Origin of the sequence: Dyadobacter luticola, assembly GCF_005860805.1 — a bacterium.
Taxonomy (GTDB): Bacteria; Bacteroidota; Bacteroidia; order Cytophagales; family Spirosomataceae; genus Dyadobacter; species Dyadobacter luticola.
In genome coordinates, this window is the sequence record NZ_VCEJ01000004.1 from 183,092 (window position 1) to 197,450 (window position 14,359).

Genomic DNA, 14,359 nt, shown 5'->3' on the forward strand with positions numbered 1-14,359 from the left:
GAGTGTCGTAAAAAGCAATTTCAAAAGTAAGCTTTTTGACATTTAATGCCAACTTGAAAACCGATTAACCAATCGCCTGTTTCAGGTCTTCGATCAGATCGTCCACATCTTCAATACCCACACTCAAACGGATCAGCGTATCTTTCAAACCCACTTTTTCGCGCTCTTCTTTGGGAATGCTGGCGTGCGTCATACTCGCGGGATGCGTGCACAATGATTCCACCCCGCCGAGCGATTCGCCCAAGGAAAATACCTGCAAACGCTCCATGGTTTGCACTGCTTCGGCGTAAATATCTCCTTTCAATTCAAATGATAACATTCCGCCAAAACCACGCATTTGCCGACTTGCCAGCTCATATCCTGCGTGAGATTTCAGTCCGGGATAATACACTCTGGCGACTTTGGGATGTTGTTCCAGCCACTCCGCTACTTTCAAAGCATTTTCACAATGCCGCTGCATGCGGATATGCAATGTTTTGATGCCTCTTAATACCAGAAAACAATCCTGCGGACCGGGCACAGCGCCGCTCGCATTCTGGATAAAAGCCAGTTGCTTCGCCAACTCGTCATCATTTGTAATCAAGGCGCCCATGACCGTATCCGAATGCCCGCCCAGATATTTGGTCACTGAATGCATGACGATGTCGGCGCCCATATCCAGTGGGTTTTGTAAATAAGGCGATGCAAATGTGTTGTCGACGACGCTGTGGATTCCTTTTTCTTTACATAAACCGGCAATCTGCTCAATGTCAATGATTTTCAGCAGCGGATTAGTGGGTGTTTCCATCCACACCATTTTTGTTTTTTCCGAAATAGCATCCTGCACATTGTCCGGGTTACTCATATCGACAAAACGAAAAACCAGCCCGAATTTCTCGTAAATGCGCTTCATAATCCGGTAGGAGCCGCCGTAAATGTCATTCGTGGCGATAATTTCGTCTCCGGGACTGTACAATTTCAGAACGGCATCCGTAGCAGCTAGGCCCGAGGCGTAGCAAATGCCAAATTTACCATTTTCCAAAGCGGCCAAAGCATTTTGCAGCGCAGTCCTGGTAGGGTTATGTGTTCTGGAATATTCATACCCTTTATGCTTCCCCGGACTTTCCTGAACGTAGGTGGAAGTCTGGTAAATCGGCGTCATGATTGCACCGGTAGTAGGATCCGGCTCCACGCCGGCATGTATGGCTTTGGTTGCGAATTTCATTATTCGTGGCTAGAAAATTGATTACTAAAAGGTAACAATATCAAAAACCTTTTGACGAAACAAGTGGTTATCCACATACCGGAGTAAATGTTTAATGTTGATCAGCCTTGGAAACTTCCGTGCATAAAAAAATTTCGTTACCGGTCGTGGTGAGTATTTTAATGACGGTTGTCCCGCTTGTCACCACGTCGATCCTTACGGCATGGGCTATCAATCATGAAAAGTTACTGCGGACATTGCCTTTCGAATGGTGGCTCGGCATCACATTCATTTTGACAATTACTTCTTCGGCTGCATTAACACCCCCGACATTCCTGGCGCTGGTTTACGGTTATTTTTTAGGTTGGAGCTCGCTGCCGATGTTGTTCGGACTCAACCTCGGTGCAATTGCTATCATATATGTATCAGCGCACTTTCTCCATGCCGAGTCGATCCGCAGCTACCTGATCCAAATCTATCCGCAGGTCAGCAACCTTTTGCGGCGCTTTTATAAAAATGAACTCCGCCTGATCTTTTTCGCAAAACTTTCACCCGTGCTCCCTTTCGCGATCACCAACTTATTTTTTGCGATGGCCGGTGCCAGGTTCAAGCAGGTGCTGGCTGGCGGTACTTTGGGAATGATCCCACGTACGGTGCTGGCAGTGTGGGCCGGGAAAGAAGCGCAGGACATCCGGTACCTCCTCGAACACCCGAATGAAGGTTTGACAACAAAAATTATTTTGATTGTCCTAATCGTCATTTCCACCGTAGGAATCGGTTATTTCTTCAAGGATAAAAAAATAGTAGAATCATAAGCCGAATGTTGTTCAATGTGCCGGTTGTAGGATAATATCCTACAATAAAAGGTCACAAAACGACACAAACCCATAGACTTCATCCTGTTTCTTTGTGGTAAAGTTATAAATACCTCCAAAGTTCGATGAAATCCTTACCCCTCGTAGACCTGCTTATTGTAATCGCCTACCTGATCGGTATGGTCGGGGTCGGGATATACTTTTCAAGAAAAAATACCACCGCCGAACAGTTCACAAAAGCCTCGGGAAGCATTCCCGGCTGGGCCATCGGAATTTCCATTTATGCCACATTTCTGAGCAGCAATACCTTTCTGGGTGTACCTGGAAAAGCCTTCGGGAGCAACTGGAATTCATTTGTTTTTAGTTTATCAATGCCTTTCTCAGCCTGGGCAGCAACGAAATATTTTATTCCTTTTTACAGAAACTCCGGCGAAGTTTCAGCTTACACACATTTTGAACACCGCTTTGGCCCCTGGGCCCGGACGTATGCCGTGATCTGCTTTTTGCTTACGCAGCTGGCAAGAATGGGCTCGATTTTTTTTGGCATCGCATTAAGTCTGCAAGCTTTGACCGGCTACCCGATGTCGACCATTATGGTGGTGGTCGGAATCTGCATTGTGCTTTACACGGTGATGGGCGGTATGGAGGCGGTGATCTGGACCGAAGTAGCGCAGGGCGTGATCAAAACTATCGGTGCGTTGATTATCCTTTATCTCGTGGTAGATGGCGTGGATGGAGGTTTTACAAAAATAATCGACATTGGAAAAGAAGGCGACAAATTCAGTCTCGGCACCTTTGCGCCGGATTTTACACAGTCATCGTTCTGGGTCGTGTTGCTGTACGGTTTTTTCATGAACCTCAACAATTTTGGGATGGACCAAAATTATGTGCAGCGCTATCATACAACCTCATCCATCAAAGAAGCCGCGAGTTCGGTTTGGCTGTGCGTTTACCTGTATTTGCCTGTTTCACTGATGTTTTTTCTTCTGGGATCCTGCCTTTTTGCTTACTACCAGGGCAATCCGGTGCTCTTGCAGGCCATTAAAATGCAGGTCGCTGCGGAAAGGCTGCCCGGAGCCGCAGCGGGCGCCGTTTCCCAGCTGGCCGCTACATTAACCCCCGCCGATTATGGCGATAAGGTGATGCCGCATTTCATGGTTAACAAAGTGCCCGTAGGCTTACTGGGACTGATTATCGCCGCGATTATGTCTGCCGCTATGAGTACCATCAGCTCAGGAATGAATGCTTCCGCCACCGTTTTTTCGGTCGATATTTATCAAAAATACGTGAAGTCGGACCTCACTTCGGCGCAATCAATGCGGCTGCTTTACATTGCTACGACCGTTTTTGGCTTGCTGGGCATGATCACCGGGATTGCGATGATCGGCGTGAAAAGTGTGCTAGATGTTTGGTGGATGTTGTCGGGAATCTTTGCCGGTGGAATGCTGGGGCTGTTTTTGCTGGGTATGATTTCAAAAAGTACCCGCAACACCGAGGCGCTCACAGCCACATTGATAGGCATTGTAGTGATCATCTGGATGACATTCTCGTCACAGCTGCCCGACGAATATGCCTACCTGCGTAACCCGCTCCATCAAAATATGATCATGGTCGTAGGAACATTGACCATCTTCCTCGTGGGCGTGCTTTTGACAAAAATAAAAGGCCGGGTTCCTGAGAGGCAGGAAGTCGTTTTTGAGAAAAAATAATAACGCTTTACAAAACCTGAACACATGAAATCTGCTCCCTCCCGCTCCGAGTCGTTGCCGAAAGGCTTCATCCCTGTCATGCTTACCCCGTTCCTGGATTCGGGAGAAGTGGATTACGACGGGCTGCGTGCATTAACCGACATTTATATCGAGGCGGGTTCTGCCGGGCTTTTTGCCAATTGTCTTTCCAGTGAAATGTACGAACTGACGGAAGATGAGCGACTTTTGGTGACGCAAACCGTGGTAGACCAGGTGGACGGCCGGATACCCGTGGTGGCTACGGGCACATTTGGCGGCCCGATTGCCGAGCAGGCAGCATTTGTAAAACGTATATATGAAACCGGAGTGGATGCGGTGATCATTATTTCAAGTCTATTGGCGGCGGAAGATGAGTCAGATGAAGTTTTTATCGAGCGTGCCAAAGAACTGATCAGCCTCACCGATGACATTCCGCTTGGTTTTTACGAATGTCCGGTGCCTTACAAAAGATTGATCAACAGTCCCGTCCTGCATGAGCTTGTTCAAACCAGACGCATTGTTTACCACAAAGATACCTGCCTGGATATTGAAGAAGTAATAAGACGCATTCAAGCCGCCGAGGGTTATAAGTTTGGGCTTTACGATGCCTATATGGTCAATGCCGTGGCTTCGCTGGAAGCAGGTGCTGCGGGTTTATCCTGCATTCAGGGGAATATTTATCCGGAGCTGATTGTCTGGATTTGCAATAACTACAATGATCCTGCAAAACAGCAGGAAGTGGCTGATGTACAGCGGTTTTTCGTAGAATCCATGGATATTGTGCATTCGGCATATCCTACCATTGCGAAGTATTGTCTGCAAAAACGTGGTTTTCCGATGTCTACCTACACCCGGAGAGATGTGGGCGTCCTCACCGACGACCTGAAATTGCGCGCCGACCAGTTGCTGGATAAAATAGCGCAGCTCCATCTGGATTTGGGTATTAGTAATGTTTTCAAAAAGAGTCTGGTTGCACCATTGAAATAGCCTGTCATGACCTATCCTTACCAACAGATTCTGTATCAGGTTACCCAGGGAGACGAAGCTGCTTTTAACCAGCTTTATTCCCACTTTCACGTCACGGCATTCAAGTTTTGTTCGATTATTTTAAAGGACGAAACGGAAGCCGAGAACATTACGAAAGAAGTTTTTGCCAAGATCTGGAATGATCGTGTGCAGCTGAACCCGGAAGGCAGCTTTCAATCCTATCTTTTTTTAAACCTGAAAAATGAGATTTTTTGCCAGATGAAAAAGTACGCCGATCCTGCTGCGCGGGGTCAGTACCTGGACAAAATCAATTCATTTCAGGGCAATTGAGTAACATTTAATCTTGTAACTTGGATTAAACTATCAGTTTTGCAGGACAGAATTGTATTTTTCTAAAAATTCTGGGGTAAAATTGAATAGATAACCAGGAAATTTCCTTTTGCAGTTATGCACCGACATTCTATCCTAAACCCTGTCGGGAATTGACTTAAAAAAATGAAACCGCATTTCCACAAAGTCCCGACCTCGACGCGGACTTCATTTAGTATTCGCCATGACAAAGATTCAGGTTTTGGGACGGTATGGCATTACCACCCGGAACTGGAACTGCATTATCTCATCAAAGGAAAAGGCGTCCGCTTCATCGGCGATAACATTAGCAACTTTTCTGACGGTGAGCTGATCCTCATGGGTGAAAACCTGCCGCATACCTGGCGGGTTGAAGAAGGTGTGAGCAACACCTCCGTAGAAGTTATCATCATTCATTTTTTGCCCAACTGCCTGGGGAGCGACCTGCTGCAACTGCCGGAAGCTTATCAGATCCCGAAATTGTATGAAAAGGCCCGTCGCGGACTTTTGATCAAAGGCGAGGCGAAGGAAAAGATCGTCCAGCTGATGTACTCAGCCGTGAATGCGCAAAACCTGGACAGGCTGATCGCATTACTTTCGATTTTGAAAATATTGGCGGAGGCCGCTGACTATGAGACAATTGCTTCGGCTCACGCATTTTACAAATCCAATGATACGGAGACTGCGCGGCTGAACAAGATTTACTCCTACACGCTTTCCAATTTCCGGAATGATATCACCTTGCAGGATGTAGCCGCGATTGCGAACCTCGGGATCACGTCGTTTTGCAGGTATTTCAAATTGATGACCAAAAAAACCTACAACGATTTTCTGGTGGAGATCCGGATCAGCCAGGCTTGCAGGCTTCTGATCGAGGATAAGCTGGCGACGGAAGTGATTTGTTTCGAATGCGGTTTCAACAATGTTTCCAACTTTTACCGGCATTTCAAGAAAGTGACCGATATGACGCCGCTGGAATACAAGCGCAAGTATCTGTATAAAACTGCTCCTGTTATGGTTTGAAGAACTTTGGTATTTGCTGATCCACCGATTAGTTACTTATGACGATGATAAAAAAAGTGAATAGCAGGCGGCTTACTCCTTGTCGATCAGTGAAGTGTGCTTGGTATCTTTCATTCTCACGTAAATAATGAGCGAGAAGAAGATGCAAATAGTCACATACCAGTAGTAGTAACTTTCGTGACCAAGATTTTTAGCCCAGAGCGCCAGATACTCGGCAGTTCCACCAAACAATGCGACAGTCAAAGAGTAGGGCAGACCCACCCCGAGCGCGCGGACTTCCACCGGAAAGAGCTCGGCTTTGACAACCGCATTGATAGAAGTATAGCCGCTCACAATGATGAGGGCTGCCATCAGCAGGCCAAATGCAGGCCACATTCCGGTAGTATGGCTGAGGGTGGTGAGCAGCGGATAAGTGCAAATGGTACCCAAAATACCAAACGAAATCAGCAGCGGCCTCCTGCCGATCCGATCACTTAAAGCGCCGAAAACTGGTTGAAGCAGCGCGAAAATCAGTAATGAACAGAAAGTCAGGATTGTCGACTGGTATTTTGTCAACCCAACGGTGTTGACCAGAAATTTCTGCATGTAAGTGGTGTACGTGTAAAATGCCAGCGTGCCGCCCAGTGTTAGCCCGATCACAACCAGCACGGCTTTCGGATGTTTCATCAACTCCCGCAGCGAGCCCTTCTTTTTTTCGTTCAGATCTTTCGTTTGAAAAGCCTCGGTTTCATTCAAATGCGCACGTAAGTACAGGGCGACGAGCGATAACACCGCACCAAAAACAAATGGAATGCGCCAGCCCCAATCGTGCATTTGCTTGTCTGTCAGGAAGATATTCTGCAAAATCAGCTGCAATCCCAGCGCGATCAACTGTCCGCCGATCAACGTGACGTATTGAAAACTGGAAAAAAAGCCACGCCGTTTTTCGGTAGAAACTTCACTGAGATAAGTCGCCGAGGTACCATACTCTCCGCCGACGCTCAAACCTTGCAGCAGCCTCGCAACCAGCAACATAACGGGCGCTGCAATGCCAATGCGGTTATAACCAGGTAGTAAAGCGATCAAAAGCGAGCCAAAAGACATCAGCAGCACGGATAATGTCATGGCCACTTTCCGGCCTTTAGTATCGGCCAGTTTACCAAAAACATATCCGCCGATGGGACGCATTAAAAAACCGACGGCGAAGATCCCGGCAGTGTTAAGCAGCTGGACGGTCGGATTGGAATCCGGAAAAAAGGTGTGGGCAAAATAGAGGGAAAACGCGGAGTAGGCGTACCAGTCGTACCATTCGACGAGGTTTCCGGCTGAGCCGCCAATGATTGCTTTTAACCGCCAGCCGGTGTCGTTCTTGGGTAAAACCTGCTCCATGAATTCGAAATTGATTTCGGACAATTTACCGAAATAATGTGCAAATCCACGTAGCAGCCTGCGCAACCAGCTGAGAATGTCCGGTTTTTAGTTGAATGTGCTGATCCGCCGGCAGGAGCTTCGCCAGCTTTTCGACAGAAGCAGGTTTTAAAAGCTTGTCGTACTTCCCGGTAATCAGAAAAATGTGAATGTGATTCTGGATGCTGACCTCATAAAGTTGTGGAATATCAAACCGAAGAGGGCTAAATGCGGTCCAGGATCTATAAATTATTTGTCGCTTTTCAGGCGTATTCAAAACCTGTTCCGTAAACCGTACTAGGCTTGAATTGAGCAGTTTCAAACTTTTCATCACATTCACAACAGCAAAAAATGCCGCCGGTTTCTCCATCGTCCAGCGAAATAACCGGCGCGTAACTTTAAAGCGCGTCGCCAAATTATAGAGCGGATGCTCGGAAACCCCATCAGGCGCAATCAAAAAAACATTCTCCACCAGCTCAGGGAAGCTTTCCAAAGTAGCCAAAGCAAATCTCCCGCCAAGACTAAAACCCGCAATATCGAAATGCTGAATGTTGTTTTGAACTAAAAAACGTTGGATCTGCTCTTTCCAGGAAATTTTCGTAACGAGCTCAATGTCAGCACTTTTATGTTGACCATGAAAAAATAAGTCAAAAGCATAAATGGTATAGTGTTGCCCTAATGTTTCTTCAAAAGGCTTAAAGCAGCTAAGTCCATCTTGTTCAATGCCGTGGAAAGCGAGAAGAATGTTCGTGCCGGAGCCGAGTTTGTGGTAGGGGAGATGCATAATCTGCACATTAGCAAAAAACAAAGAAAACCTCCGAATGCAACATCCGGAGGTTTCAGTATTCTTACGATTCCATCAAATATGCCTTGATGAAATCGTTGATTTCACCATTTAAAACGGCTTCGGTGTTGGAAGTCTGGTGATCGGTGCGGTGATCTTTTACGCGGCGGTCGTCGAGCACGTAGCTGCGGATTTGAGAACCCCACTCGATCTTGCGTTTCGAAGCTTCTACTTCTGCGCGCGCCGAGTTGCGTTTTTCCAATTCGATCTGGTACAGACGCGATTTCAAAAGCCTGATCGCCACTTCCTTATTCATGAGCTGCGAACGTTCCTGCTGACACGCAATAATGATCCCCGAAGGTTTGTGGTGCAGACGAACTGCGGTTTCCACCTTGTTCACATTCTGTCCACCGGCGCCGCCTGAGCGGTAGGTATCCCAGGTAATGTCGGCCAGGTTCACATCGATTTCAATGTTATCATCAGCCAGCGGATACACATATACCGAAGTAAATGAAGTATGTCGGCGGGCATTTGAGTCAAACGGTGAAATGCGGACGAGGCGGTGCACGCCATTTTCCGATTTCAAATTGCCATAAGCATACTCGCCGTCGATTTCCAATGTTACCGACTTTACGCCGGCCACGTCGCCATCCTGCAAATCTACTTCGCGTACTTTGTAGCCGTTTTTCTCGGCCCACATAATGTACATACGCATCAGCATCGACGCCCAGTCCTGCGACTCGGTACCACCGGCGCCGGCATTGATCTCGATCACGGCAGGCAGCTCGTCGCCTTCTTCGCCCATCATTTTCCGGAATTCGATCTCTTCCAGCTTGTCGGAAAGCTTTTTGCCTTCTTCGTCTACCTCTTCTTCGGTAGCTTCCTTGGCTTCGTAAAACTCCCAGATGGTATCCAGATCGTCCCGCAGGCGGGCCAGTTCTTCGTAACCATTGGTCCAGAATTTCAATCCGCGGATTTCCCGCATGGTTTTCTCGGCACGTTCTGAATCATTCCAGAACTCCGGCTGAACAGTCTGCTGTTCAAGGTCTTCTAATTGTTTTTTTCGGTTACCGTAGTCAAAGATACCTCCCCAAAGCCTCTACACGGGCCTTCAAGTCTTTCAATTGCTCTGCTGTCATTTGAAGTTTTGAATTTTTAAGTTAAACATTTGCCTTTTGAGAAGTTATTTCTTCTTCCTCGTTGTACGCATTGTCACCCTGAGCGGAGTCGAAGGGCGTTACTGGCTAGGCAAAGCGCCTTAACATTGTGCTTAACCAGTAGCAGCCCTTCGACTCCGCTCAGGGTGACAACGCATGAAGTGTTATGAGAAAAACTAGCACTGCCAAAGCATAACTTAGCAAAGGTATAACATTTCACAAGAATGGTCAGTTTCACTCAAATAGGCGGCCTTACAGATGTAGGCATTCCCGCAAATCGTCTTAACTTTGCGTGAAATTTAGTCGACCGATTTACTATAAATAAAAATACCGGAAAATGGCTCAGACATATGATGTGATTGTAATTGGCAGCGGCCCCGGGGGTTATCCCGCAGCCATTCGTGCTTCCCAATTAGGACTTAAAGTTGCTATTGTTGAAAAAGAAAGTTTGGGAGGAATTTGTCTCAACTGGGGCTGTATCCCAACCAAGGCATTGTTGAAAAGTGCGCAGGTTTTTGAATACATCAAGCATGCAAAAGATTACGGTATCAACGTGGCTGACTCTTCGGCGGATTTCTCCGGCGTGATCAGACGCAGCCGTGGCGTGGCCGATACCATGAGCAAAGGGGTGTCTTTTTTGATGAAAAAGAATAAGATCGACGTCATCATGGGTACCGGAAAAGCGAAAGGCCAGAAGACGGTTGCAGTGACGGATAAAGAAGGAAAAACAACCGATTATACAGCGAGCAAAGGTGTGATCATCGCTACCGGCGCACGTGCCCGCGAGCTGCCAAACATTAAAATCGACGGTCAGAAAGTGATTGAATACCGCAAAGCGATGAGCCTTGAAAACCAGCCTTCTTCTTTGCTGGTAGTTGGTTCCGGCGCGATCGGGATGGAATTTGCTTATGTATATGCTTCGATGGGTACCAAGGTAACTGTCGTGGAATTTCTGCCAAACCTCGTTCCTGTTGAGGATGAGGACATTTCAAAAGAAATCGGAAAACAGTATAAAAAACTGGGCATCGAAACTTACGTGAACTCTACCGTAGAAAGCGTAGATACCAGTGGAAATGGCTGTGTGGTTTCTGTGAAAACGCCTGATGGTCAGAAGACATTTAATGTAGACGTAGTGCTTTCGGCTGCCGGAATCGTGGCAAACCTGGAAAACATTGGTCTGGAAGAAACCGGTATTAAAACTGACAAAGGCAAAATTACGGTCAATGAAAAGTATGAAACCAGCGTTCCAGGTTTCTACGCGATCGGTGACTGCACGCCTGGCCCAGCTCTGGCGCACGTAGCTACTGCCGAAGGTATTATTTGCGCCGAGGTAATCGCCGGACACAAAACAAGCCCGCTTGATTATGGCAACATTCCGGGCTGTACTTATTGCCAGCCTGAAATCGCGTCTGTTGGTTTTACCGAAAGAAAAGCCAAAGAAGCAGGTTACGATATCAAAGTCGGTAAATTCCCATTCAAAGCTTCCGGAAAAGCAACTGCTGCCGGTGCGACGGATGGTTTTGTAAAAGTGATTTTTGATGCCAAGTACGGCGAATTCCTGGGCGCGCACATGATCGGTACCAATGTTACCGAAATGATCGCCGAGGTAGTTGTAGCCCGCAAGCTGGAAACAACTTCCCACGAAATCCTGGGATCTATCCACCCGCACCCGACCATGTCGGAAGCATTGAAAGGCGCTACCGAAGCAGCTTACGGCGAGGCGATCGATCTGTAAGATTCGTAGATATAGTTTTACAAAAAATAGGGCATCCGATCAGTCGGGTGCCCTATTTTTTGTAGCGAATTCTTTACATTTGGATAATGTCCGGCTAAGGTTGGCACATTTGAAGAAATACTCGACGATTTAAACTCTCTTAATTTTTGAATAATGTTCACTACACAGGTGAATTTAATGAAGCATGGAAAAAGGAAAGTGAAATAAAATCCCGGTGGAGCAATTTGGTTTTCTGCTTCGCATTTATGCTGGGATACCCCGTGACTTCGGTTGTTTACCTGATCAAAAACAATCCTGCTTTTTTCGGCATTTTAAAGGCTGAGCTAATTTTCAGTGCGCTGGTCGCGGTTGTGCTGGCTTTTTATTATTTGAATAAAATTACCGCGCAGCGGGCCGCATTTCTGACGTATCTGCTTCTGGTACCCGTGCACGCCTACATTTTGGCTACCGTGCCGCACGCCACTTACGACCGCGCGACTTTCAACATGACGCTCGGCCTGATTTTCATCATGCTGGTCGTCCGCTGGCCGGCGATTTACGCATTTATTGTCACGGGGCTGGTATTCCTGTTTTTTCCAACGGCTTTATATTGGGGTCATCCCAGCTATTTTTATCAGTTTCTGGCACAGGGAGGCCTGTTTTTCTTTATGGGACACCTGCTTTTTCCGGTGATCATCTTGTTTACCGGACGTCGCGACAAGCGGGAGTTTTTTTACCGCTATACCCTCGCAGAGCAAAATGAGATTTTGGAAAAACAAAAAGAAGTAGCCGAAAGCGCGACGCGGGCGAAATCAGAATTTCTTTCCACGATGAGCCACGAAATCCGCACGCCTTTGAACGGAATTGTGGGAATTGTGCATTTATTGGAAGAAAATCAATCGCGCGAAGAGGAAGAAAAAGAGCTGATCGAAACATTGAAATTTTCTTCCACGCATTTGATGTCCGTCGTGAATGACATTCTGGATTTCAATAAGATTAATTCAAATCACGTAAAACTTCAACCCATTCTTTTCAATCCGGAGCTGCTTTTCAGGAATCTTTATAACTCATTTGTTTTAAAAGCGCGGGAAAAAAAGCTGGACCTGATATTTGAGACGGTAACATTACCGCAGCTTCTCGTGGACCAGGTGCGGCTAAGCCAAATCATCACTAATCTTGTACACAATGCCATCAAATTTACGGACGAAGGTTTTGTTAAATTTTCAGTAAAGGAAGTCAGCCGGAATACCGAGCTCATCAAACTGGAATTCTCGGTAACTGACAGTGGGATAGGTATTTCAAATGAGCAGCAAGAGACCGTTTTCGAGATTTTTACGCAGGTAAGGAGCATGGTGAAACGCCATGATGGTGGAACTGGTCTGGGTCTCGCTATTTCAAAAGAATTGGTGCGTCTTTTCGGTGGGGAATTGAAGCTGGAAAGTGTCTTTGGAAAAGGATCTACATTCTCGTTTGAAATTGAGTTACCCTATACAGAAAAGGTGGCAGAAGTGAAACCGCCCGCGGAGCTCATCAATACCCAAATCCGGGACGATGCGCGTGTTTTGGTCGTCGACGACAATGCGATTAACCTCCTTTTTGCCACGCGGCTTTTACAGCAAAAAGAAATCGCCTATGATACCGCATCCGACGGTCAACAGGCCGTAGAAATGCATTCAGCCAATCATTACAATCTGATTTTCATGGATTTAAGGATGCCGGTCATGGATGGTTTTGAAGCGACCCGGCAGATTCGCGGAAAAGACAAAGACATTCAGATTGTCGCATTAACTGCATCGGCATTCGAAGACGAGCGCGAGCGTGCGCTGTCAAATGGTTTTGACGGCTACCTCGTGAAGCCATTTTTACCAGCCGATTTTTACGAGATAGTTTACTCCTGCGTGGGCGTCAATTGAGGTAGCTTTGCTATATTTATTTAGCAATTCAACTGAATGTCAGGCTCTCATGAAAAAATACATCGTCATTGCGCTGCTGGTATTGGTCGGGTTTGCACTGTACAGCGTCGGCCGGTTTTACGTCTGGAAAGCGATGGATTACCGGGACCGTCCCTGGGCATTCAGCAGCGACGAAAGTAAACCTTTGCTAATCGGAAAATGGCAGGGGAGCTTTGCAGATCCTGATTTAGTCAGCAAAAAGATCATATTAGAAATCCTGAACCCGGAGCCCGATTCGGTCAGGTGGGAAATCGCATTCGACACTCAAAACACTAGCTATGATCACACAAATTGGAAGTCGAGATTTGAGGGAAAAGCATTGGTAACAAGTAAGTTAGGAGACGAACATTACAATGTTTCGGGCTTGATCAAAGGCGAAGAAGGTCACAAATTCCAGCTCTTTTTCACCTCAGACGAAACCAAAAAGAAAGTCCTGCCTAATTTTTCTTTATCAGAAACCAACGAGAATGCCAGCTGGGAAGGCGACAAAATGGATTTCCAAACAAAATTCAGCTATTACAAATCCGATGGCGTACTGCTGTATCAGTCAGGTGACCCTCAGCATAATAAGGTGGTGGCAGTGCATTTGGAGAGGGTGAAGTAGGGTAACGACTTTTCGAAAGATTTTCATCCTCCGAGCATTTAACTAACTTTATTGCACATCAAAGCTCAACACATAGCATGTCCGTCACAGATCTGAATTCACATTATACACAGAATTTGGAAAAATTGACCAGGCTTAACAAGCTGGCTGGCAAGCTATATCGTTCAAATCCAATCAATAAAAATGCGATTTTAGTGGATATCAGCAGCGACGATGTGCTTCACCTTTTGCAAAGTCTGAACAAATACGAGGTGAAATTTATGATGGTGGGTGGAATGGCCGGAGTTGTGCACGGACACATTCGTACCACGCAGGATATGGATTTATGGATTAAAAATGAATACTCAAATACTGTCGCCTTTATTAATGCTTTGAACGAAAATGATGTTCCGGGCGCTCATTTGCTGCGGGATATGCCGCTTATTTTCGGATGGACGTCGGTTCGTTTTGGTATCTCGGGTTTTGAGCTGGACCTTGGACATTCGCTAAAGGCATTTGCGGAAAATGATTTTGACGAATGTTATGAAAGATCATTAAAGGCTGATTTTGAAGGCGTTCCTTTTCGCGTAATCCATCTTAAAGATTTGATTACTGAGAAAAAAGCGACCGCCCGCATCAAAGACCTCGCCGATGTGGAGGAACTTCAAAAAATCTGGGAAAGTCAGCAGCGAGAATAACC

General features: G+C 46.5%; 13 protein-coding genes. 9 read left to right on the forward strand and 4 right to left on the reverse strand.

Going from position 1 to position 14,359, the window contains the following annotated elements:
* Nucleotides 1–64: 64 nt before the first annotated feature.
* Nucleotides 65–1,204 (reverse strand): cystathionine gamma-synthase, encoded by a 1,140-nt coding sequence (locus tag FEN17_RS11425; RefSeq protein ID WP_138365495.1) that lies wholly within the window; start codon nt 1,202–1,204, stop codon nt 65–67.
* A 107-nt stretch (nt 1,205–1,311) separates the two neighbouring features.
* Here FEN17_RS11425 and FEN17_RS11430 point away from each other — a divergent pair, with 107 nt between their 5' ends.
* From FEN17_RS11430 to FEN17_RS11450, 5 genes are all read left to right on the forward strand, one after another.
* Nucleotides 1,312–1,998 (forward strand): TVP38/TMEM64 family protein, encoded by a 687-nt coding sequence (locus FEN17_RS11430; protein WP_229208780.1) that lies wholly within the window; start codon nt 1,312–1,314, stop codon nt 1,996–1,998.
* A gap of 125 nt (nt 1,999–2,123) precedes the next feature.
* Complete coding sequence (locus FEN17_RS11435; protein WP_138365496.1) at nt 2,124–3,707, forward strand: sodium:solute symporter family protein; 1,584 nt, start codon at nt 2,124–2,126, stop codon at nt 3,705–3,707.
* 24 nt (nt 3,708–3,731) lie between these two features.
* Nucleotides 3,732–4,712, forward strand: a complete 981-nt coding sequence (locus FEN17_RS11440) for a dihydrodipicolinate synthase family protein (protein ID WP_138365497.1) — start codon at nt 3,732–3,734, stop codon at nt 4,710–4,712.
* Nucleotides 4,713–4,718: 6 nt separating this feature from the next.
* Nucleotides 4,719–5,042, forward strand: a complete 324-nt coding sequence (locus FEN17_RS11445; protein ID WP_138365498.1) for an RNA polymerase sigma factor — start codon at nt 4,719–4,721, stop codon at nt 5,040–5,042.
* A gap of 165 nt (nt 5,043–5,207) precedes the next feature.
* Nucleotides 5,208–6,083, forward strand: coding sequence for an AraC family transcriptional regulator (locus FEN17_RS11450; RefSeq protein ID WP_138365499.1), 876 nt, complete (start codon nt 5,208–5,210; stop codon nt 6,081–6,083).
* A gap of 72 nt (nt 6,084–6,155) precedes the next feature.
* Here the strand turns inward: FEN17_RS11450 and FEN17_RS11455 are convergent, their stop codons facing one another.
* The 3 genes from FEN17_RS11455 to prfB all read right to left on the reverse strand — a co-directional run bounded on the left by FEN17_RS11455 (nt 6,156) and on the right by prfB (nt 9,392).
* Entirely contained in the window at nt 6,156–7,475 is a 1,320-nt protein-coding gene (locus tag FEN17_RS11455; RefSeq protein ID WP_229208781.1) for an MFS transporter, read from the reverse strand.
* A 1-nt stretch (nt 7,476) separates the two neighbouring features.
* Nucleotides 7,477–8,253, reverse strand: a complete 777-nt coding sequence (locus tag FEN17_RS11460) for an alpha/beta fold hydrolase (RefSeq protein ID WP_138365501.1) — start codon at nt 8,251–8,253, stop codon at nt 7,477–7,479.
* A 64-nt stretch (nt 8,254–8,317) separates the two neighbouring features.
* Nucleotides 8,318–9,392 (reverse strand): peptide chain release factor 2 gene (gene prfB / locus FEN17_RS11465; RefSeq protein ID WP_138365502.1). Its coding sequence is split into 2 segments (ribosomal slippage): nt 8,318–9,331 and nt 9,333–9,392, totalling 1,074 coding nucleotides; the frame shifts between segments, so codons are not numbered across the junction.
* Between the two features lie 355 nt (nt 9,393–9,747).
* Here prfB and lpdA point away from each other — a divergent pair.
* The 4 genes from lpdA (at nt 9,748) to FEN17_RS11485 (ending at nt 14,357) form a co-directional block, all read left to right on the forward strand.
* A complete protein-coding gene (gene lpdA, locus FEN17_RS11470; protein WP_138365503.1) occupies nt 9,748–11,145 on the forward strand; it encodes a dihydrolipoyl dehydrogenase in 1,398 nt (465 codons plus the stop codon).
* A 245-nt stretch (nt 11,146–11,390) separates the two neighbouring features.
* Nucleotides 11,391–13,037, forward strand: coding sequence for a response regulator (locus FEN17_RS11475; protein WP_205748144.1), 1,647 nt, complete (start codon nt 11,391–11,393; stop codon nt 13,035–13,037).
* 49 nt (nt 13,038–13,086) lie between these two features.
* Nucleotides 13,087–13,680: a hypothetical protein gene (locus tag FEN17_RS11480; protein ID WP_138365505.1), complete on the forward strand. Its 594-nt coding sequence runs from the start codon at nt 13,087–13,089 to the stop codon at nt 13,678–13,680.
* Between the two features lie 77 nt (nt 13,681–13,757).
* The gene (locus tag FEN17_RS11485) at nt 13,758–14,357 is read left to right on the forward strand and encodes a DUF6036 family nucleotidyltransferase (protein WP_229208782.1); all 600 of its coding nucleotides are present in this window, start codon (nt 13,758–13,760) and stop codon (nt 14,355–14,357) included.
* Nucleotides 14,358–14,359: the final 2 nt, after the last annotated feature.